The organism is Methanospirillum lacunae (assembly GCF_003173355.1).
GTDB classification, from domain to species: domain Archaea; phylum Halobacteriota; class Methanomicrobia; order Methanomicrobiales; family Methanospirillaceae; genus Methanospirillum; species Methanospirillum lacunae.
In genome coordinates this window covers 1-20810 of the sequence record NZ_QGMY01000004.1, presented here as the reverse complement: position 1 = coordinate 20810, position 20810 = coordinate 1, and the positions used below count along the sequence as shown (strand labels likewise).

20 protein-coding genes are annotated in these 20810 nt (G+C 39.4%); 10 read left to right on the top strand and 10 right to left on the bottom strand.

Going from position 1 to position 20810, the window contains the following annotated elements:
* Positions 1-44: 44 nt before the first annotated feature.
* The 3 genes from DK846_RS05510 to DK846_RS05495 form a co-directional block, all read right to left on the bottom strand.
* Positions 45-821, bottom strand: a complete 777-nt coding sequence (locus DK846_RS05510) for a pyrroline-5-carboxylate reductase family protein (RefSeq protein ID WP_109967941.1) — start codon at positions 819-821, stop codon at positions 45-47.
* Between the two features lie 728 nt (positions 822-1549).
* Complete coding sequence (locus DK846_RS05500; RefSeq protein ID WP_245926480.1) at positions 1550-2026, bottom strand: putative zinc-binding protein; 477 nt, start codon at positions 2024-2026, stop codon at positions 1550-1552.
* Between the two features lie 432 nt (positions 2027-2458).
* Positions 2459-2899, bottom strand: a complete 441-nt coding sequence (locus DK846_RS05495) for an OsmC family protein (RefSeq protein WP_181391640.1) — start codon at positions 2897-2899, stop codon at positions 2459-2461.
* A gap of 172 nt (positions 2900-3071) precedes the next feature.
* Between DK846_RS05495 and hgcC the strand changes: the two genes are divergently transcribed.
* From hgcC to hgcB, 3 genes are read left to right on the top strand one after another with little or no spacing between them, the layout of a single operon-like run.
* The gene (gene hgcC / locus DK846_RS05490) at positions 3072-3359 is read left to right on the top strand and encodes an HgcAB-associated protein HgcC (RefSeq protein ID WP_109967938.1); all 288 of its coding nucleotides are present in this window, start codon (positions 3072-3074) and stop codon (positions 3357-3359) included.
* A gap of 9 nt (positions 3360-3368) precedes the next feature.
* Positions 3369-4406, top strand: a complete 1038-nt coding sequence (gene hgcA / locus DK846_RS05485; protein WP_109967937.1) for a mercury methylation corrinoid protein HgcA — start codon at positions 3369-3371, stop codon at positions 4404-4406.
* Positions 4406-4705: a mercury methylation ferredoxin HgcB gene (gene hgcB, locus DK846_RS05480; protein ID WP_109967936.1), complete on the top strand. Its 300-nt coding sequence runs from the start codon at positions 4406-4408 to the stop codon at positions 4703-4705. Before hgcA ends, hgcB begins: the two co-directional genes overlap by 1 nt.
* Before the next feature lie 124 nt (positions 4706-4829).
* Here hgcB and DK846_RS05475 read toward each other — a convergent pair whose 3' ends face one another.
* The 3 genes from DK846_RS05475 to DK846_RS05465 all read right to left on the bottom strand — a co-directional run bounded on the left by DK846_RS05475 (position 4830) and on the right by DK846_RS05465 (position 6491).
* Positions 4830-5171 carry an ArsR/SmtB family transcription factor gene (locus tag DK846_RS05475; protein ID WP_109967935.1) on the bottom strand — a complete coding sequence of 114 codons (342 nt, stop codon included), beginning with the start codon at positions 5169-5171 and terminating at the stop codon, positions 4830-4832.
* 87 nt (positions 5172-5258) lie between these two features.
* On the bottom strand, positions 5259-6080 hold the full coding sequence (locus tag DK846_RS05470; protein WP_109967934.1) for a methyltransferase domain-containing protein: 822 nt from the start codon (positions 6078-6080) through the stop codon (positions 5259-5261).
* Positions 6081-6149: 69 nt separating this feature from the next.
* Positions 6150-6491, bottom strand: coding sequence for a putative zinc-binding protein (locus DK846_RS05465; RefSeq protein ID WP_109967933.1), 342 nt, complete (start codon positions 6489-6491; stop codon positions 6150-6152).
* Positions 6492-7321: 830 nt separating this feature from the next.
* Between DK846_RS05465 and cbiM the strand changes: the two genes are divergently transcribed.
* The gene (gene cbiM, locus DK846_RS05455) at positions 7322-7960 is read left to right on the top strand and encodes a cobalt transporter CbiM (RefSeq protein WP_109967931.1); all 639 of its coding nucleotides are present in this window, start codon (positions 7322-7324) and stop codon (positions 7958-7960) included.
* A complete protein-coding gene (locus tag DK846_RS05450; RefSeq protein ID WP_109967930.1) occupies positions 7957-8304 on the top strand; it encodes a PDGLE domain-containing protein in 348 nt (115 codons plus the stop codon). Before cbiM ends, DK846_RS05450 begins: the two co-directional genes overlap by 4 nt.
* Positions 8305-9405: 1101 nt before the next feature.
* On the opposite strand, the gene DK846_RS05445 is transcribed toward DK846_RS05450, so the two are convergent.
* A complete protein-coding gene (locus DK846_RS05445) occupies positions 9406-11931 on the bottom strand; it encodes a methyl-accepting chemotaxis protein (protein ID WP_181391639.1) in 2526 nt (841 codons plus the stop codon).
* A 440-nt stretch (positions 11932-12371) separates the two neighbouring features.
* Between DK846_RS05445 and DK846_RS05440 the strand changes: the two genes are divergently transcribed.
* The 3 genes from DK846_RS05440 to DK846_RS05430 are packed head-to-tail and all read left to right on the top strand — an operon-like array spanning position 12372 to position 13738.
* Positions 12372-12626 carry a hypothetical protein gene (locus tag DK846_RS05440; protein WP_146201142.1) on the top strand — a complete coding sequence of 85 codons (255 nt, stop codon included), beginning with the start codon at positions 12372-12374 and terminating at the stop codon, positions 12624-12626.
* Between the two features lie 44 nt (positions 12627-12670).
* Complete coding sequence (locus tag DK846_RS05435) at positions 12671-13150, top strand: hypothetical protein (protein WP_109967927.1); 480 nt, start codon at positions 12671-12673, stop codon at positions 13148-13150.
* Between the two features lie 30 nt (positions 13151-13180).
* Positions 13181-13738 carry a flavodoxin family protein gene (locus DK846_RS05430; protein WP_181391638.1) on the top strand — a complete coding sequence of 186 codons (558 nt, stop codon included), beginning with the start codon at positions 13181-13183 and terminating at the stop codon, positions 13736-13738.
* A gap of 806 nt (positions 13739-14544) precedes the next feature.
* Here the strand turns inward: DK846_RS05430 and DK846_RS05420 are convergent.
* Genes DK846_RS05420 through DK846_RS05410 form a run of 3 tightly spaced genes read right to left on the bottom strand, consistent with a single transcriptional unit; the run spans position 14545 to position 17215 of the window.
* On the bottom strand, positions 14545-15549 hold the full coding sequence (locus DK846_RS05420; RefSeq protein ID WP_109967924.1) for a polyphosphate kinase: 1005 nt from the start codon (positions 15547-15549) through the stop codon (positions 14545-14547).
* Positions 15550-15598: 49 nt separating this feature from the next.
* Positions 15599-16963 carry a Ppx/GppA phosphatase family protein gene (locus tag DK846_RS05415; RefSeq protein ID WP_109967923.1) on the bottom strand — a complete coding sequence of 455 codons (1365 nt, stop codon included), beginning with the start codon at positions 16961-16963 and terminating at the stop codon, positions 15599-15601.
* 12 nt (positions 16964-16975) lie between these two features.
* Positions 16976-17215, bottom strand: a complete 240-nt coding sequence (locus DK846_RS05410; protein WP_109967922.1) for a hypothetical protein — start codon at positions 17213-17215, stop codon at positions 16976-16978.
* A gap of 499 nt (positions 17216-17714) precedes the next feature.
* Here DK846_RS05410 and DK846_RS05405 point away from each other — a divergent pair, with 499 nt between their 5' ends.
* Entirely contained in the window at positions 17715-18746 is a 1032-nt protein-coding gene (locus tag DK846_RS05405) for a hypothetical protein (protein WP_109967921.1), read from the top strand.
* A gap of 225 nt (positions 18747-18971) precedes the next feature.
* On the top strand, positions 18972-20810 hold a 1839-nt coding region (locus DK846_RS05400; RefSeq protein ID WP_109967920.1), incomplete at its 3' end, for an MEMAR_RS02690 family S-layer glycoprotein.

Genomic DNA, 20810 nt, shown 5'->3' with positions numbered 1-20810 from the left:
TTTAAAAACTTCCAATCTTAAAATAAATAGGAATCCGGGAAAAATCAGGATGTGAGTTTTCCATATAACTCAGTAAGAGACCTTCCATACATTCCCCTTATTGCTTCTTCATGCTCATTCATGGGTTTTACCGGGATCAGATCGATAACATCGGCTGGATTCAGGCCTGATTCCTTCATGGTTTTCACCGCTCCTGCTGCCATAGAGAGGACTGCCTGGCTTGCTTCATCAGATGAAAGCCCAAATGATTCCCCAAGACGGGCTAGTTCGACCATCTGGAACCAGAGGTAGGTGGGGCCCATGGCCGTAAGTACAGCATAGGCTTCAAGCGACGTTTCTGATACTTCGGGCATATGGCCAAGTGGATTCATGAGAGTAGTAAAGGCTTTTCTTACCTGGTCCGGACAAGTGGAATCAAAGACCACCGGGTTATAACCTGCATTCATCAAGGATGGTGCATTTGGGATCATCCTGATAACCGGATTTTTCCCACCTGTAATTTGCTGGATAGATGCAATTTTTATCTTCGGTGCCAATGAGACGATGGTACTTGCATCATCAAGAGTCGGGACAATTGCGTGTATTGCATTAATGACAGCTGGGGGGTGAAGGCCAATAAAGATAAAATCAGTGCTGGTAACTGCCTCATCGACAGATGACTTTATCTCAACAATAGGAAATGACTGTTTAAGATCTCTTAGTACATCAACATTCGTATCTACTGCGATGATCCGATCTGGTAGATTATTCTTTTTTGCAAGACCTTCCAGGAGGATCCTGGTCACTCGCCCTGATCCGATGAATGAAATGGTTGTTTTCATAGGTTTTTACCGTCGTTTCAAAATAATTTGAATTGTGAAGATATAATGCATATTGACACATTTCAGATCTTTATGTATGCGTAATTCTGAAAAAGTCTGAGATACCACCAAGTATATCAAGTGATATAGCAATAATCAAGTGAGCATCAGGATCTCGTTTCATCATACTATACGAAATTCCTGATGCTCACCAACACTCGAAATACACATAGATCGCATATTTTTTACAGACAAGAGAATCATCGCGAGTTGAAAAAATCAATCTGGAAGGAAATATGAATGATGTCCTTTGGTTGGTTACTATCACTGGTATTATTACATTAATTTTTATTGTTAGTGTTTACCTTATTTCTCGAAGGGTCGGAGATATGCCCGTTATTTTAACGGAGGGGGGAAAACTCAATGCATTACATGGTCGGTTTGTTCAAGGTGAGATTACTATTGATCAGTACCAGGATCAAAGAAGAGAGCTCGAGAAGCATAATCCGGAGAATATTATTTTAGAGTTCTCACGATATAACTGATCAATTGTTTTTTTGTAGAAAACAAAAAAATATGTTTGTAAAAAAATCTCTCCTAATTAAATGGAAAATAATGCACCCATAATTTCTCATATGAGAATTAACTCTGGATGGCCTGGCATGTTGTATTGCCATGGCCATTATCTGGAATAACGTTACCTGAAGGGATATGTTCTCTTATGTCAGGTAAAAATTTTGACAGAAAAGTTATTTTTTGATGTACTTTGCAACCACTTTTTCTGCTACCTGGCTGGCATATGTATTGAAAATTTCATCTGAAACCTCATCAATTCCAAATGGTAGGGATGTCTCATAGAGTTGATCTGCAAAGATGACCTCCGGGTCCAAATCTGGGAGTACTCCTTGAATCATTCGGGTTGCACATGAGACAAAACACCCCTCAATAGATAGACATTTCGTTGATCTTCTTACTAGATTTCGTTGTCCTGCATCCTTTGTAAATGCTCCACCCAGGCAAATCCTAACGGTTTCTTCCCTGGCAAGTGAATGGGCAACGAGGTTTGCTGCCCTCCGGGAAACCTCCCCTCGTGCACAGGCCCCTTCGCAAGATAGTATGGAAATTTTCGCAGGAGTTGTACTGTTCTTTTCAGAATATTCTTCACACAGCCCGCAGGTGCCATCTACCTTTCTGATATGGATGGTTTCAAACTCCATTGATTTCATCAGTATGACATCATCTGCAAAACAGGAAAAGATATGACCTGAATTTCATTATTTTATGAAATACAGTGAAATGATTACATATGGCAGTTATGGGAAAACCAAGATTTCTTATTAGGATCTCAAGACATGATGAATGAATGGTTCATCTACTTGATAGAACTCATTCAAACATTAGAAACTACCGAAAGACCTGAAATAATGTCAGTCTTAACGAGACTGAATATAAACTAAACAAACGTACTGCCAATTCAGGGAAAAAGTCGATAGGAAGACTAACATAATCCTGCGTTAACAGTGGATGTAGTATACGAAATAAGAAATGTTTGTCCCCTCTCAAGCAATTTGTAAATTACTATTAGAATTTTCCAGGATTTACATTTATGTTGGTAAAAAAAAGAGTTATGTGGACATAGAGAACCAAGATATGGAATTCTATGATTCATCGTTTTGTCCGACAATCTTGTAATCCCATGTTAGAGGAACAGCCTTTCCAATCATCACTGCAACTGGACAATTCAGGCTTATTACTTCTTTTATTGTTTCAAATACTACCTTCTCTTCTAATTTCCCTTTCAGAGTAAACGATAGGTGTATAGTCTCAAAAACATGCGGAGGAATCTCTCTTTGAGTACCAATGAGTTGTACTGAGACAGACTCACAATTTACTCCTTTTTTTACAAGTTCAAGTTTGGTTTTGATCAGAGTACATCCACCAAGAGCACCAAGAAAATGTGCTAGTGGACTTGGGTTATTTCCAGTTCCTCCAAATCCCGCGGAAGCTTCTACAAAAAATTTATTTCCAGACACTGTAGTCGCTTCAAAACACAAGTCATCAACTTGAGTCAGGGTAATCTGAACATCATTTTCACTCATTTTATCCTCATCAATTGTACATTCCACTATTTTTGAAACGGAATCATTCATCCAAGGATACGGACATCGATATCATATTTGTAGTAATATCTGATAAATTATTACATTCTGATTATTCTGATATTTCTGAAAAATATTTATGCCAAGACTACTAACTATGTTAATACCCGAAATGGCAAAAACTAAAAGTGACAGGGATTCTTCTGATTCTTTTCAATGTGATTGTGGTCCAAAAACTACATGTAAAGTTGAATCAATCCTGACAATCGATGATCGTGGTCAGATGGTACTCCCAAAAGATGTTCGTGACCGTGCTAACATCAAATCAGGAGACAAATTAGCTCTGATCAGCTGGGAAAAAGAAGGTTCAATATGCTGTTTTGCATTGATGAAAGTAGAAAATTTGAGTGGTATGATTAGCGATGTTCTCTCACCCCTTATGAATAATACCGGAGCGTAAGTAGAGAAAATGTCTTCAGATTGTTCATGCAGTTCCTGTTCGTGCCAGAGTGTTGATTCAAAAAGTTGCTCTGAAGTGGCACAAACAGATAGTACGATCACATATGCAAACCGGATTGATCATGTTCTTGCCCGATGGGGATACAAGAGATCAGAGCATCGGATTTCTCCGGGTCTATACAAACTAGGGAATCCAAATGCAGACTCCCCTGGGTTTGCCTCTGCAAATTATACTCTGAGTTTTGATATACTCAGATCCTCACTAAAAAGACATGACGCCTACATACTAGTCCTGGATACCAAAGGAATCAATGTATGGTGTGCTGCAGGGAAAGGAACATTCGGAACTGATGAACTGATTCATCAAATTGAGGCTACAGGACTTGCGAACATTGTTTCACACAGGAAGATCGTTGTTCCACAACTTGGAGCTCCCGGAGTCTCGGCACCAGAAGTGCAGCGTCGGTCAGGTTTTAGAGTAGAATATGGACCAGTAAGAGCAAAAGATCTCCCGGAATATCTGAAAACAGGAAAGGCAACTCCAGAAATGAGAAGAGTTGAATTTTCTACATATGATCGCCTGGTATTGACCCCGGTTGAGCTGGTTCAAACAATACTGCCAGGACTAATTGCAGCTGTTGCTCTCTGGTTTCTGGCAGGACCCCTGGCAGCTGTTGCAGTAATTACTACAATAGTTACCGGAACGATTCTCTTTCCAGTTCTTCTTCCCATTATTCCGACAAAAGACTTCTCTACTAAAGGTTTGATACTTGGGCTAGTAGCAGCTATTCCTTTCGCAGCTTCATATGCTTCAGTGCCCACACTCCCTTACTGGACACAGATTGCCGGAGCACTTGTCCCTCTCCTCATAATCCCACCAGTGGTTTCATACCTTGGACTTAATTTTACTGGTTCAACTACTTACACATCACGAACCGGCGTGAAAAAAGAGATCTTTAAATATGTGCCGGTGATGGTTACACTAAGTGCTTTAGGAATAATTATCGGAGTGGCATTAGGAGTATTTCGCATTATGGGGATGATTTGATGTTTAATTCATATACTGAAAATACGTTAAACTTTCATCAGGATAAGTGCATAAACTGCAGACGCTGTACTGAAGTCTGTCCACACGGGGTTTTTGAAGAAGGAATGAAGAGTGTCGAACTCAAAAACCCGGTACGATGTATGGAATGTGGAGCATGTGCCCTGAATTGTCCGACCCAGGCCATAGAAGTTCAGAGCGGGGTAGGATGTGCCTGGGCGATGATAGGTGCTGCCATCAGAGGGAAAGATATGGATAGCGGGGGATGCGGTTGTGGTGAAGAGTCCTGTTGTGGAGAATAACTCCTTTCATTGCCATATTTTCTTAACATTTTTAAAATTCTGAACGAAAAAACCTCTAATTGCAACAGTTTAAACATATTGCAGATTATCTGCAATATGAGTTTTAATAACGAGTCTCTAAAAATCAGACCCATATCTGAATACATCGCTTTCCAGTATGAGTAATTGAGTAGATCAGAAATGGCCCATTTTGTTCTTTATCGATTAAACCTGCAGTCGTAAGGGCTTTAAGATGATAGGATAACTTAGAGTCTGCAATATCTATTACTTCCTTGATAACACAGACACAAAGTGGCTGGGTATTTAGAAGATACAGGATCTTTAGTCTTGTAGAATCGGCTAGAGCTGTAAAAACCTTTGATTTCCGGTTGAGTTCATCACCAGGGGGGAGATATTGTTTGAGTCCTTCGATTCCTCCTATCTGACCTAACGACTCTTCTATTGGTTCAGGTAACGCCACATTCATTCATCCCTAATCTTGATCAGACTCACATCCTATGAAACCGATGGATCTGTTCACACTTCTGAAATCAAGAATCGGAAGTAAATTCAATCAACAAGGTGATTGCTTTTTTCCTGTTACCAGGAAAAAAGTCAGGGTACTAAAAAATTGACCGGTGTGATCAGCCTGGGAGAGTTCTTCTTCCCACTGGTTTACCTCAGTTTGGTTTACAATTCCTTCTCTGACAGCCAGTGAGAAAGTAGTGTCAAGATCAAAAATCTGTCTTGCCAATGAAAGATTTGTTACAGTGAGGGTGTAAGGATAAACTTCGATTTCAATAAGAGCCGCATCAGAAAATGCAGCATATAATAAACGTCCCACCTTCCCTGAAGGGATATTATCACACCAGAAGTTCATAACTTTCCTACATACTTTTGGATCTCCAGGCCAGAGTGTATACGTTTCCCAGTCTGGCTCAAATATGACAACTCTCCCTTCTGGCCTGGTTACCCGTGCTATCTCCTTAATCACAGCAAATGGATCACTTGTATGTTGTATTACCCGATCTGACCGAACACCATGAAATGTGTTGGTAGGAAAGGCGAGATGCAACCCGTCACAGAGAATACATTCCGGATGACAATTAATGGCAGTCGCATTCTTTCGTGCTGCGTTGAGCATCGTTGAACTTATATCAATTCCCACAGCCATCCCCAAATTACCCACGCTTTTGGCGAGATTATTGAGATCCGTGCCATTACCACATCCGATCTCTAAAACAGAATCTCCAGGAGACAAGTTAAGTTTACAATAACTTTGAGTTTTTGATTCCCGAAAAAAGGGAATTGAATGGATAAGATCAAGATATTGAACAAATGAGTCAGCATCATTTGTTTTATCAACCTTTGCAAATCCTGAAGCAAATGAATCCATATATTTCACAACTTTTTGAAATTATATATTGAGTTTTCCGCTATTTCTTTGTGACACATTCTTTATAATCTACTCATTACGAAGGGGGATAATATCAACAAAGCGGGATATCTCATCAAACCTTCCCTCTGCATTGACATCACGAACGATTCCAAGATCGGTTGCTATGACCGTTCGCCCATACCCTACACCGGATTTCTCAAGTTCTTTACACGCACACCGTTCATTACATCCTACTAAAACCCATATTGAATCATCCGGTGAAATGAACTTAATTGCCTTTCCTTTCTCTATTTTTACCCATCGATAAAAACCAGGAAATCTGCGGACAAGTTGCATTGCAGCCAGGGTTGTCAACTGACCAACATTACATACTCCTGAACATGTCGCCAGAATGATGGGTCTTGCCATTATTACTGCTCCTTAATCAATACATATTCAGAGAAAATGAGTGTGTAGTATCTCCGCATATTCCACATCTTTCGCATCTCAACCCATCGTATCGGGAAATTATATAAGAACATAATTACGTACTGAGAAATTTGAGCTTGAATTATCTGAATAAAATAAATTACGTCACATAGAACCGACATCTCATATTATTCATCCTGAAAAGACAATAACCCGGATGTCAGATTTCAGATTTATATGAAAATTAATAGAATCAGAACGCTGTGAGATTTTACTTTAAAAGGTAAAAGTATACAAATTAGTGCCAAATGGTTCAAAATACGCCAATTATGGTGTTAATGGATTTTTTTATTAAATTATTCAATTCATCGTATAATATTGATAGACCTTAAGGAATTATTTTTACTTACAGAAGGATCCTTTTTTTCTATGATATCCTGAGACAAGAAATTAAAAATTATTATATCACCTTTAGTATTATAAATTTTTAAATTTGTACAACATAATTTTCTCTATTTATATTTCATATAACTTGCAACAAACATTTTTTAAGATTTACCTCTGATTAGGAAGGAAGAATAGGATTAAAAAAGATAAACATTGAGGCGCTTTAACTCCACTATTATTATAGAAATTCCTCATAATCGCCTTAATTTCATTCTTTCCATCAATTGATTTTACTTCATCAATTATCGGAATTGCTGTAGTATACAAGAATGAAGTGTTACCCACAAAGATACTATTATAAAAATACAATTTGACAAAATGATCACACGTAAATACAAATTAGTAGTAACATATAGGATGACATAAGTAAGAGATGAAACTGTATGCATATCCCAGACGCATTTATACCAATCCCGCAAGCGGCTTTATACTGGATTATAGCTCTGATATTTCTGGCCCTCGCAATCAGATGGGCAAAAAATGAGATGAGCGAGGACAAAATTCCACTTATTGCAGTTCTGGCTGCAGGGATTTTTGCACTACAGGGATTTAATCTCCCAGTTAGTATGGGGACCAGTGGTCATCTGGTAGGTGGAGCACTTGCGGCAATTGTCCTAGGATCTCCCTTTGCTGCAGTTTTTATTCTCTCTCTGGTCCTTATCATTCAGGGACTCATCTTTGGTGATGGAGGGCTCACCACGATGGGTGCAAATATTATAAACATGGGAGTAATTGGAGGATTTGTTGGATACTATACGTTCCACGGTTTTAACAGACTTGTGAAAAATCCATTCCTGTCAGCAGGAGTAGCAGCATGGTTTGCCTGTCTTATCCCATCTCTGGCATGTGCAATTGAGATGTTTTTTGCTGGAACATTCCCACTTGTGCCAGGCCTTCTGGCAATGGGTATCTACCATGCAGCAATCGGGATAATTGAAGGAATCGTCACAGCAGTCGTAATCTACCTTCTCTCAAAAGCTCGTCCCGATCTCGTAAGTTCAACAGTAGGAGTTGCAGCATGATGGATAATAAGACCTTCCTGATTGCCGGGATTCTTTTTGCACTGGTAATCGGTGTTCTCGCAGTTTTTCTGGCATCAGGTGATCCTGATGGTCTGGAAAGTACTGCACTTATGGTTTCAGGACAGAAAGATCTTACAGGATCAGCACCTGAAGATGGTGATCCAGAGGTAATAGGCACTGGAACATTTTCATATTCTGCACCAATGCCGGATTACTCACTTGGAGAAACCATGGGAACCCTGGGAGGTGTCATTTCAATTATTGTAGGTATCTTCCTGACACTTGTAGTGGTGATCGGTGCTACATGGCTTGTAAGACAGGGAAACGATAGAACCAAATCATAACTGGTTACGGTACGTCGATTCGACACACTACTCTTTTTTTCCCTTATAAACCTGAAAACGAGTTTTTTCATTTCACCATTCAAACCCTCACATTTCATTACCATCAATTATTAATAAAAAGGGTCAGACAATAGGAACTAAAGTATCAAAATTTATCCCTGCCTGTTTTAATGAGACAGGGATTGGATATCGTGGAGTTAGGAAGCTATTCCCAGGTGTGTTTTATGACGAGGTGATTTGCACCTCAAATAATAATATATCCCCATCACCATATTGTTTTTCTCAATCTTCTCTATAGAGACTGTAAGTCAAAAGAACAAAACAACAATAATTACTTAACGAGATATTTATCTCAGTTCTTTTTCAATAATGAATATTATAACAAAGAAACCGGATTATTATAGAATCGATGGTGATTATTTTCCACCCAATGAATAATTCACATCGCAAGAACCAAAATTAAATGAAACAAGAACATTACCAAAAGATGAGATGCCCTATCAATAAGATAGGGGTTGTTGATGCATCATAGAGTATAAGAATGATTAAAGGGTGAAAACACCCTCATTTATTTTGACTGAACAGAACATATAGGTTATCTCAATTATCTCAATAGATGATACATAATATATTTCAAAAAAGAACCGATCTGCCCAATACATTATTTAATTTTATTAAAATCACGTTTAAACAAAATTTTTTAAAACCCAGAAATTAAAAAAAAACAGCAATTTAAAGCTCAAATAATATTGAGGTTTATCTGCTAAAAAACCAATTATTTTCAAGTGGATTCTTCGCGAAAACAGCCACGATAAAGTATTAAGATTCCGGTCCGACCAATAAGACCGGAATCAAAATTGTAGTTGTACTGAAAAATTTCTGCTACAGTTATTGTGAGGTGGAGCACACCCCATATGATATCTGGCATTAAGCTTATTATTATTTCTCTCAATTCTCTCAATACTTAATAGAATACCCAATACCCCATGTTGTATATTTTATCAAAAAATGTTTCGGAGTAATATTTTTGGAAAATGTATGTATAAAATGATTAAACAGGGTAGATATTTCTTTTAACAAAATAGGATTTGATTTTTAGAATCAGACCTGAAATCGTACCATCTTATCAGATACACCATCAACTATAACAACAATATTTGATACAACCTTGTTAATTTGAGAAAGGGCTGATGAAATCTCTTGGGAAGTACTTGATACTGATACAGTCTCATCTCTGATTATATGAGTAAGATCAGCAATCTCCTGTATGCTGGATGTCACCTCCTCCACAGAAGCTGCCTGCTCTTCTGTTGATGATGCTACTTCAGTGATATGACTGCTAATATTCTCAATTTTTTGTGCAATCTCATTAAATGCCTGCAAAGTTTGCTCAAGTGACCTTCTTCCTTCCAAAACAACCTGATTGGATTCAGTCATTGCATCTTTTGCAGATTCGGACTTTTGTTGGAGTGATGTTATCAGATCTGCTATTGTTTCAGCTGACTTCCTGGAGTCCTGAGCAAGGGATTTCACTTCTGAAGCTACTACAGCAAAACCCCGTCCTGCTTCTCCAGCACGGGCCGCTTCGATTGCTGCATTTAATGCAAGAAGATTAGTCTGGCTGGCAATGTCAGAGATTAATTTGACGATCTTTCCAATCTCATTCATCTGCACATTAATATCAGATATAATTGTCCCAACATGGTCAGAGGAACTGGCAATCGCCTTCATAGAATGTTCTGATTTATGAGCCAGTTCAATTCCACTTTTTGCTGATAAAGTAGCCTCCTGGGAAAGGGATGCAACTTCATCAGCCTTCATTGAAACAGCACCAACAACATCTACCATATCTTTCATAGCGTTGAGAATCTGCTTGGTACTCGAATCACCCTCTTCAGTTTTTCTCTGAATAACTGACATTAAAGAAGTTACTTCACCTGATCCGGCAGTGATCTCTTCAATGCTTGCATTGGCCTCTTCTGTATTTTTTTTAAGGTCGTGAATATTTCCCAGGGTATGAGATAAGACCGAAGATATTTCTGCACCTATGTGATCAAGAGCATTTTGAAATGAAACCCAGTCTCCCTGGATTGCATGTTTGCTTGAAAACCGTGCTGTAAAATTATACGCTGCAAATTCTTTTGACAAACGCATTGCTTCATGTAAAGGAAGACTAATAGAGTCAAGAGTCGTATTAATGCCCTTAATTATGGTCTTGTAATCACCCTGATGTCTGGATGGATCTACACGATATGATAAATGTCCTGATGCAGCCTCTTGAGAAATATTAATGAAATCATCAACGAGATTACTGATTGCCAAACGAGCTTTATCAAGAGATTTCTGAATAACTACAAAATTTTCATATGTTGATTTGGTATATTCATCTGCCGGAAGAACAGATGTGGTAAATGTTGTTTTCCCTTCAGCAATACACCCAATATTTTCAGTGACAATTTGAACAGATTTTTCAAGATATTCGACTAGTCTGTTTACTCCGGTCATATCGATATACATGGTTATCACTCTGACCACAGCGTTATTGGTATCTAGAACTGGAATATAACTATACTCCAGAATCTTCTGACCGCTTCCAAAGTCTATCACGAGCTCTCCTTTTTCTGGTTTACCTGATCGTACCACATCAGAAACCATAGGACCCTTTCGTGATATTATTTTGAAATCACGAATATTCTTGGATATTATAGTCTGGATTGGTATCTGTGATATTGAAGAAAAAGCCTGATTCGTTGATAATATAGTACCATTTACATCCATGGTGATTATGCCTGCAGGACTCTTGTCAATAAGAAGTTGAAATTCATTTAATCTATTGATAAGGTCTGTCTGATCAATCATGATATGATAGATTTGAACAACATCATGATTATGGTTTAGAACCGGAATGTAGGTATAGTCTAGATGTTTGATCCCGGACTTAAAATGGCAGACAAATTTCCCAGATACTGTTTGCTTTAGTCTGATAGCATCCTGAATTGATCCCCCTTCACGGGACAGCACTTTATGATCCCGAAATCCTATACTATTTGCCTCTTCCTTGGTGTGACCTGTAACCTCACAGTATGCCGGGTTTGTATGTAGTATCTCTTTTTGAGGCGAAATAGTGAGAATAGAAAAAGGAGCATTAGCTATTAAAGCAGACATAGCACTGATCCGATTAACAATATCGCTCTGGTCTATTACCGTAGCCATGAGGCATGTTCTTCCCTCGTACTGAATCTGATTGAGTGTAACATTAGCAGGAAAAATCTCACCTGATATTTTTTGATGATCCCATCTGAAATTAACTATTTCTCCAGAAAACGCTCGAATAATCATCTCATGAGAGAGAACAGAGGAACTTTTTCCATTACGCTGAATGGGAGGCGACAATATCCCGGGAGGACGACCAATAATGTCCTCCTTAACCTGAGCCCCAAACATCTCAATGGTTTTTCTGTTACAATCAATAAACATCCCTTCCGGGCCTACAATTTGAATCGCAACGGGAGTATAATCCAAGATATTCTGAAGTGTTTTTGAATCTGTAGTTGTAATGGTCGGGTGAGAAATCAGAGTATCAGTCTTGTTTTGAATCGACTGCTCTCTTAAGGGGATGGAATTCACAATCATCTCTGTCGTATTAGTTTATACGAAGAGAATAATAGAAAATCCGAATAGAAATTCTGGTATCTATGATGTGTACATATTTTTCAAAAAGTAATGGTCATCCAATGGACTAGATTAAACCCTCAACCGAATTAAAAAAACCACAATTCCAGTTTGACAGATTTGGTCATGATCTGAAAAGAGTATACTGATTTTAATTATAAATCTAAATTCTTTTTAGGTTGAGACACAGTATTTAGAATACACTTACTGCTGTTCACCAGTTAAAGTTATAATCCACTCACAATTCACAATACAAGTAAAAAATTAAAGCCAGGAAATGATAAAAATCATACATTTTAAATTGGCATCATAGATACATGTTGAATAAATAATGAATACACAACAGAACAAACAGTAGATAGAATTATTACATGCCGTATTGATTATTGTATTACATGTCGAAAGCAAAAGGAAAATCCCAGGCTAGTGTATCGCTTCGTATGCCGGTTGAGCTGAAAGAAAGTCTGGATCAATATGTCACTACAAATAAGTGTACTTCTTTATCAGAAGCAATAATTGCCATTCTGATAGAGAAACTCAATCCACCTATTCCTGGACTTTGTCGCACCTGTAATTATCAGAATCCGATGGAGGCAAAATTTTGTTGCCAGTGTGGGAAAAAAATTCCCATAATTCCTGAACAAAAGTAGTTGGATACCAATTGAAACATTTCACAACATAGGAGGTTATCACAATGGGATCTGATAAGATAGAAAAACGGCTTCCTGACGATATTATTACCCTCATCGATCAGGAAGCATCTTTAAATGGTATAAGCAGACAGGACGTAGTTTCACGATTGATAGCTGCAGTCAAAGAATCTAATCTTGCTGAAGAAAACAGGGAGTTAAAACGGGAAAACGAGTTTTTACATAAACAACAAAAAGAAAACCAGTCAGACATCCAATTTCTTCGTGATGAGATGAGTAAACTCTCATCAGGCCTGACTTCACTTACTCTAACTCTCGGTGAAGGGAGGGTGAATGATGCCCAGAAATCTACGATTGATTTGCTATCAATCCAGATACAAAAAATTTCAGAAGAGGTTAATCAATTAAAAACGGTAAATCCTGATGATAACCAGACAATCATAGAAAAAAATCTACCGCTAATAATGGTAAGTATTCTAGCAGGACTCCTCCTGATATATCTCATTATTGGCAAGGTAATGTAAAAACATTTTAAAATTAATTGAGGCATGACCATGAAGATTACAACAATTTGCGGAAGCAACAGAAGAAAAGGGGCAACCAAGTGTATTTTGGGATCTATTGAAAAGGAAATCAAACAGGCCAATATTTCAGGACTTAAAACGAAAAATATCTCATTATCAGATGTTCATCTGGAGCCCTGCAAAGGCTGTTTAAAGTGTAAGAAAAAAGGACACTGTGTTATACCTGATGACTTTGGAAAGATAGCATTTCGGATGATTCACAGTGATCTTATTGTTATTGGATCTCCGGTCTATTTCTCTGATGTCAGTTCACCAGTGAAGGCTCTGATTGACCGGTCCGTTTCACTCTGGCATACAAAACTACTGAAAGACAAGAAGGTGATCTTTGTAGCAGCCACAATGGAGAGTGGAACTGAGCACACATTAGAAACTCTGAAGATATGGGCAAAAGACCATGAGATGAACGTAATCTCAACTATCGAAGGGATTGGTGAAGAAGTAAAAGATGTTCTCAGTAATGAAAAGACAATACAACAAATAAAGGACTCAGTAGGGGCATTTAAATTAACTCTTCCATGTGAGTCTTAATTTTCTCTCTTTTGTTCATGAGTTTTTCCACAGAACTCAATGCCCAGCCTCTACGTGACACTTATTCAACTTCATAGGATGCTATCTTACAGATTCTTTGTGCGACTTTAATGAATGAGAGTATTAGTACCAAGCAATTATTTCACTAAGAAATCATGTGGTTGGAAATGGCATAAATTCAGTCATTTTGCATATACAGTCAGGATTGTATTAATAGTGGCAAAAACAACAATTCGTATCATCATCAATTTGATCCGTATATTGATTACAGATTCTTCCTGGTTATGACAATATAATTCTATTAAAAATGAGAGACTCTGGAGATATGAATTGAAATATCTGTTTTCTCTAGATATTCTATACTAAATCATTATTCTGTTTTGAATGAAAGTGGATAATATGGAGAGCAGATCAATCAATGAACATTCAGATAATCAGGTTATTAATTCTTCCACATCACTCCACCTCTGCCCAAAATGTTTCCCATATATTGACATTTATTGTGAGGTCTGCCAGGGTCATGGAGAATATTTACTCCAAACTCCATCCAGCCAGAATTAGTAACTCATACACAAACAATCCTTTCAATTCTGTGAGTACCACCTGGGACTCTCTCGGATGGTATTTGTAATCCGGTGCCTGTCAGAACCAAAAAAATTGTGATTCCAAAAAGGGTCACTAATAAAATATATAGCCCGGGAATCATTTAAATATACATTTTGGGATAACGTATCTCTCAATAATTAAATGAGAGATCAAACAGAAGAAGTTAGCAGGTATGCCCATTATTGATAAGAATCAGGCAATCATGTAATTGTATCGTCATAATGCCTGTATTTAAGGTCCGGCCGATTTAAATTATAAAGAGCAGTCATATCTGCCATTCCTATTGGTCCGCGGGTCCGGTAAAAAATCCTCGAAAACTGGAAGAGATTATCGCATATCATTCCACAAACAGGTCTGTTTATTTCATTCGATACCTCAATTCGGACAGTAGTGTTGCGTCTTTGTTCCTCTGTACCTTTAATATCCATCGGTATCAGTGAGGTTTCATTCAGACCCCATGAACGTGACTGCGAATCTCTTGTTACCCGGAATGGATACGAGGATATAATCTGCATTCCAGGAAACAAAAGATCAAGATTTGCTGATATGAGGTCCTCCAAAAAAAATAGATCATATCGCAAAGGACTCTCTGATGATGGCTTTTCATCAGGAAACAATATTAAACGGGGAAACTGGTCTTCCGGTACCTTAATCCGGACAAAGAGTTCCGGGGAATGAGATGATTCTCGCAGAATTACTGCAAGATTTAGAGATAAGTTTGAAATATACGGAAATGGATGAGTTTTATCAAAGGCAAGAGGAGTCAGGATAGGAAAGATTTCTCTGGAAAAAAAATCACGACATTTTCTTTGCTGTTCTAATTCAAGAGAATTCTGATCATGGATGTAAATCTCCTTGGCACAAAGATTAGGAAATATTGAAGAAGTCCAAATCTCATCCTGCATTTTTAGCAATGGAACCAACAGATCATACAACTCTTCGAGAACTATGACAAAAGCCTGATTGTGTGGAAAAAGTACTCCGTCTTTTTCAAGATAATGTTTAAAGTCAAGAACCCTGGTCATAAAAAAATTATCAAGAGATGCGTGAAATGTTACCAGAAAATTTATTCGTTCAAGAAGAGGGTAAGTTACATCACCAGATTTAGAAATCAGGTACTGATGCGTCTGTATCCAGGATTTAATCTGATTACAAATGTATTCATTAGACCGGGATTGAGTAGTATAATTATTATTATTGATCATAGATGGGATGAATTACAGAAGTTTGATTAATTCATGATTTTTTGTTCTATTAAGATGTCAATTCGCTTGATACTGAGTGTATTATGTCGTTTTGTGATAGTTGACTGATTGTAGTACGAAGTTCAACTCCAAAGATCTTTTTAAACAGGCCCTTATCATCATTAATTCCTGTTAATTCTAGTGATATATCATCAGGACATTCGATGTTGAGTGTTATTGCTTTATTTGTTAAATTATTAAATGTTACTCTACTAATTCTCCCATAATGACTTCTATCAAGGATTTCTGCAATTCTCAGGAGATATGACAACATTTTTACCATTTTTTGATGAGATTTACAGAGTTTTAAGAAGGGTTCGTCTTTTTCTCGCGCTACTTTTTTTCTATGATATCTGGCAATAAGTGCAATGATCTCTTTCTCTTCATTGGAGAATTCAGGAAGATGCAGGGAACGAATCAGATAATATGTATGATAATGATGTTTAGGATAAGATACTATATGACCAATATCGTGAAGATATGCTGCATGCATGAGCAGTTCCAAAGAACAATCAGGAAGATTAAACAGGTGAATCTCTTTCCCACTTTCATAGAGCATTACAGCAATATTTCGCACCCTGTCAGCATGTGATACATCAATTCGAAATATTTCTCCAACTTCCTGAATAATATTTTGTCTCGTGGGTCCAATTTCCATCGCTCCGGGATCCACTTTTGTCAGCAAATACTCCTGGAGTAATCCATCACGAAGACCATAGGACGTGACCTGTACTTTCTGTACTTCTGCTTTCTCAAGAATTGCCATGAGGATACAGGCTCCAGCAATAATAATATCCGCCCTGGCCGGGTTTAATCCATCAACCTTCCGTCGATCGTCAAGTGGTATTTTCCCCAAAAACCTAATTATCTGTTTCAACTCTTGAATGGTCAGAATACCCTGGATATGAGCAGAGGAAGTCACACTTACATTACGTGCTATTGATTCAAGTGCCAGTATCGTTCCTGAACTCCCATATGCCTGAAAACACGAATGTTTCTCCAGTTCAGGAATGATACAACCTAACTCTTCAAGGATGGTACTATTCAGACTCTCAAAAATGATAGATGTATACGGTTTCTGATATCCTGCTGAAACAACTGCCTGAGTCGTTCGTATTGCTCCGAGTTTTAAACTACATGAAAATAGGAGGTCATTCACATCACCAATACTGACTTCAGTACTCCCCCCGCCAATATCGATGAAAAGCGTCTTGGTTCTCTTATTCCTGATCATACTTCGTACCCCGAGCCATATCAGCCTCGCTTCTTCAGCTCCTGATATCACCTTAATGGAGACGCCGGTATCAGAAAAGATCGGATCAATTAAATCATTTCTATTTTCTGCTTCTCGTAATGCAGATGTGGCAACTGCCATGATCTCGTCTACCTAAAATTCTCTGGCATTCTGAATAAACCTCGTGAGTACATTTTCAGCTCGTTTAATTGCATCAGCATTCAGCCTGTTTTTTTCAAATTCTCCTTCACCTAGCCTGACTACAGTTTTTTGATCAGTAAGTATCTTCCAGGTCCTGTTTATGGAGATTCTTACAATTAAAAGACGAATCGAATTCGTCCCAATATCAAGAAAGGCTACTTTTTTTATCCGGACTGGATTCAGTGATGGCATCTCTCATTCTCATGAAGAGTAATTCATGGTAGACCATGAATCCGGGATTGTAAGTGGATATCATCGTAGTCAGGAATAATAATGGTACTCTATTGAAAGTATTGTGAAATCATACATTACACAAATCTGAAGAGAAGGCTCAGGAGAAATCAAAAGAAAAAAAAGAAACCCACGTCAATCGAAATATCCATTGGTAAAAACCACAGATATGGTTAAAAAAACTAATGAAAATCAACACAGAAATAATTCAAAAATTAAAAAGTATGCCGGGAGAAACAGATCCATGCAAGTATATGATACGATTCTCTTGTCCAAGGAGTGATTTCAGACCATTACTGGTTTTCGGGTGAATCTCCTGACGGTCGATCGTGATCAGGCAGGGCTGCCATCAATCGCAGATCTGATTATTTCGTTTATCTTTACAGGGGAAAAGTGTTGCCCAATGCATGATGCTGGTATAATATCAATCTGCTAAATACTATCAGATCACAGACAAACTATGAATGCAATTAACAGGATCATTCTCTTTTTCCTAATAATTACACTGTTTTTCACTTCGACCACAAATGGAGCGAAAGATCAACTAACATGGACCAACGCGAACAATGATACCCTCTTTAATGGTCCAGATAAACCAACCCTGGTTACATTTACCTCTTGTATGAAAGTCCTGTCGATAAGTACACATCACTGGAATTATGGACAGGGAGATACACCGGGAAAGATATCACTTGTTCACGTAGACGGAACCCTGTATGGTCCATGGAGGGCATTTGGAGTGAACGGCTCACATGATGAGCAGAATGTTTTCTGGTCATACAACCCAGGAGAGATAATAAAGGCTGGAACATACCTGGTTGGAGATTCAAATAAACAGACATGGGCACAAAATGATGTTTCAGACAACCGGGGGATTGTCACTATCGTAGCTGAAACTGCCTTATGCCCGGGGGATGCCGGAGAAAAAACAGAAAATATTTCTGTTCCAATTGAATTTACCACTATACCACCAGAAATGGATGGTGCCATCACCCTTTCACCGGAAGAGATCGATCCATCTACTCTTTCAGGTGGAGAAACAGACACCGAAATAGTACCGCTCATCGATCAAGTTGTATTCAGACTTATTAGTGGAAAGATCCATGGAGGAGATCCGATATATGCCCTCCTCAGGATACGAAACTCAGGTTTCAGAACATTGCAGGAAGGATATATAACCATACGACTTATCAGCCCCACTGGCATCACTACGTACAAGGGAGGGATGGCAAAACTCCCGAATATCACAGCCGGTGAAGAACGGGATATTCCTCTCATAATTCCTACCGGAAAATCAGACAGTAACAGTTCCATGTCTACAGAAAAATCCCTGGTCTGTGGAGAATATATTCTGGATGGTACTATTAGTGAGCACATGGAGGGAGGAAAACTTGTGAGACGGGGAGATCTCATCCTGCCCAGAGAAAAGATGATATCCGTTACAGGATGTTGTCAGGAACCACAGACAACAAATATTATGAGAGGCTGTTAGTAATAGATAATTCCCGGAATAATAATAAGACAAAAATTGTCGTTGATTAGATATTTTTTTGAATCTTTTTTTCCATCAGGTCTGTAAAAAAATAGTTGTGATATATAATCTCCCCTTCCATGATAGACAATCACTATATTTATTGAAAATAAATGTATACTGCCTACATTGTTGTCTAAATAATGGTGGGCGTGTAAGTATACTCGGACTGTTCGAGGACATGTAATGAACGCACGAATCGCAGTAATAATGATGGTGCTTGTCGCATGTGCATTTATTGCACTTCCGGCATCTGCAGCAATCAACAAGGTCAGCCAGGGAGGAGACGTCTTCCTTGGAGAAAAGAACCTTGATGTGACTGCAGCTACCGGCAGCGCCAAGCAGATTGCATGGTGGCAGCCAGGCAGCAACTCAGATACTGAGCAGCCTGCTGACATTCAGACCGTTTCTGATGCTAAGGCATTCTATGTCTCACCAGACATCTTCGTCGGTAAGACCGGTATTTGGTACGCATGGAATGGCCAGGCTACCGCAAACCAGACTGCAAAGGGAGCACCAGCCTTCAACGTGAAGGAGCCTTCCCTCAGTCTGAAGATCTGGGATGCAACCGCAGGTGAGGATATCACCGGCAAGGCAATTCCAGTCGGTAACTACGCCAACTTTGCAGTTGAAACCAACATGCAGAGCCTTGCAACCCGTCCAGGGTACCAGGCAGCTGATGGTCCGTTCAAGCTGAAGGTCAAGACCTCAGACGGCGGTGTATACCAGCAGCTCGTTGGAAACAACGGCAAGTCCTGGCCACTGAACGCTCTGACCGTCAACCAGCAACTCTGGTACTGGGTCGGAGAAGGCAGTGACCACACCAAATTCGCAAAGAACGACGGGTGGAACACCGCAGCCGAAGACCAGAACAACAACCGCCTGTACAAGGCCGGTGTGTACACAGTCTGGGCAGAGTGTAACGCCAATGCAATGAAGGATATGTACAAGGCTCCTGATGGCTCCGACTACACCGGAAAGACCGTTTCCGCAGTCAAGAGCGTCCAGATTGCCACCGATCAGGTAAAGATCGAGGCCAACAAGGACACAGTAGTCCGTGGCAATCCGTTCTCCGTCACTATCACTGGTGTTCCAAACGCAGAGTACATTCTCTGGGTTAAGGGAACCAACTCCATGACCGGCGCAACTGGCGACCAGCCACCGATGATCCTGACCACTCAGGACAACGTTAAGCAGGACGACCCAGCCGGCCCATACGAAATTGGTAAATACCAGTACGAGGGTGGCGCAGGAAAGAGCGTTAAGCAAGATGTCCCCGACGATCCAGACTACCACGGAACCAAGTGCTACGCACAGGTAAAACTTAATTCCAGTGGTACCCGTACCGTTGAGTTCAAGACAACCAAGGACACCAAGGACAAGAAGTACACCGTTCGTGTCGAGCGCAAGTCCGGCAACCAGTACAAGTCCGATGAGGTCGATATCAAGGTAGAGAAGGGCGATGTTACCATCGTCGCTGCAGGCGACCAGAGCTACTACCTTGGTGAGGAAGTCAAACTCTCCGGAACTAACTCCGAGACTGACACTACATATCTCTTCATCACTGGTCCAAACCTTCCAACCGCAGGTGCAATGCTCAAGTCACCAAAGAAGGAAGTAAACAACAACCAGCCACAGTCCTTCGACGTCGCTGATGTTCAGGATGATGACACTTACGAGTACAAGTGGCAGACTGCAAACCTCGAGATGGATGCAGGAACCTACACTATCTACGCAGTAAGTGCACCAAACGACAAGGATCACCTGAATGATGCACAGTACGACACTGTCTCACTCGTGATCAAGAAGCCGTACATCCAGGCAACTGCATCCGGCTCAGTCGTTGCAAAGGGTGACAAGCTCTACGTCAGAGGTACCGCAGAAGGCGACCCATCACTGGGAGTAGCACTGTGGATCCTCGGTAAGAACAAGGTTATCTACGCAACCGAATCCGTTAACGACGACATGTCGTTCGAGTACGAGGTTACCAAGGAAACTACCAAGAGCCTCTATGCAGGTCAGTAC

Excerpts from the sequence above, each read along its gene's own strand:
- DK846_RS05435 (WP_109967927.1), top strand. The coding sequence starts at position 12,671 with ATGGGATCTGATAAGATAGAAAAACGGCTTCCTGACGATATTATTACC.
- DK846_RS05420 (WP_109967924.1), bottom strand. The coding sequence starts at position 15,549 with ATGATCAATAATAATAATTATACTACTCAATCCCGGTCTAATGAATAC.
- DK846_RS05500 (WP_245926480.1), bottom strand. The coding sequence starts at position 2,026 with ATGAAATCAATGGAGTTTGAAACCATCCATATCAGAAAGGTAGATGGC.
- DK846_RS05495 (WP_181391640.1), bottom strand. The coding sequence starts at position 2,899 with ATGAGTGAAAATGATGTTCAGATTACCCTGACTCAAGTTGATGACTTG.
- DK846_RS05430 (WP_181391638.1), top strand. The coding sequence starts at position 13,181 with ATGAAGATTACAACAATTTGCGGAAGCAACAGAAGAAAAGGGGCAACC.
- DK846_RS05470 (WP_109967934.1), bottom strand. The coding sequence starts at position 6,080 with ATGGATTCATTTGCTTCAGGATTTGCAAAGGTTGATAAAACAAATGAT.
- hgcA (WP_109967937.1), top strand. The coding sequence starts at position 3,369 with ATGTCTTCAGATTGTTCATGCAGTTCCTGTTCGTGCCAGAGTGTTGAT.
- DK846_RS05410 (WP_109967922.1), bottom strand. The coding sequence starts at position 17,215 with ATGCCATCACTGAATCCAGTCCGGATAAAAAAAGTAGCCTTTCTTGAT.
- DK846_RS05450 (WP_109967930.1), top strand. The coding sequence starts at position 7,957 with ATGATGGATAATAAGACCTTCCTGATTGCCGGGATTCTTTTTGCACTG.
- DK846_RS05465 (WP_109967933.1), bottom strand. The coding sequence starts at position 6,491 with ATGGCAAGACCCATCATTCTGGCGACATGTTCAGGAGTATGTAATGTT.
- hgcC (WP_109967938.1), top strand. The coding sequence starts at position 3,072 with ATGGCAAAAACTAAAAGTGACAGGGATTCTTCTGATTCTTTTCAATGT.
- hgcB (WP_109967936.1), top strand. The coding sequence starts at position 4,406 with ATGTTTAATTCATATACTGAAAATACGTTAAACTTTCATCAGGATAAG.
- DK846_RS05510 (WP_109967941.1), bottom strand. The coding sequence starts at position 821 with ATGAAAACAACCATTTCATTCATCGGATCAGGGCGAGTGACCAGGATC.
- DK846_RS05415 (WP_109967923.1), bottom strand. The coding sequence starts at position 16,963 with ATGGCAGTTGCCACATCTGCATTACGAGAAGCAGAAAATAGAAATGAT.
- DK846_RS05475 (WP_109967935.1), bottom strand. The coding sequence starts at position 5,171 with ATGAATGTGGCGTTACCTGAACCAATAGAAGAGTCGTTAGGTCAGATA.
- DK846_RS05440 (WP_146201142.1), top strand. The coding sequence starts at position 12,372 with ATGTCGAAAGCAAAAGGAAAATCCCAGGCTAGTGTATCGCTTCGTATG.
- cbiM (WP_109967931.1), top strand. The coding sequence starts at position 7,322 with ATGCATATCCCAGACGCATTTATACCAATCCCGCAAGCGGCTTTATAC.
- DK846_RS05405 (WP_109967921.1), top strand. The coding sequence starts at position 17,715 with ATGAATGCAATTAACAGGATCATTCTCTTTTTCCTAATAATTACACTG.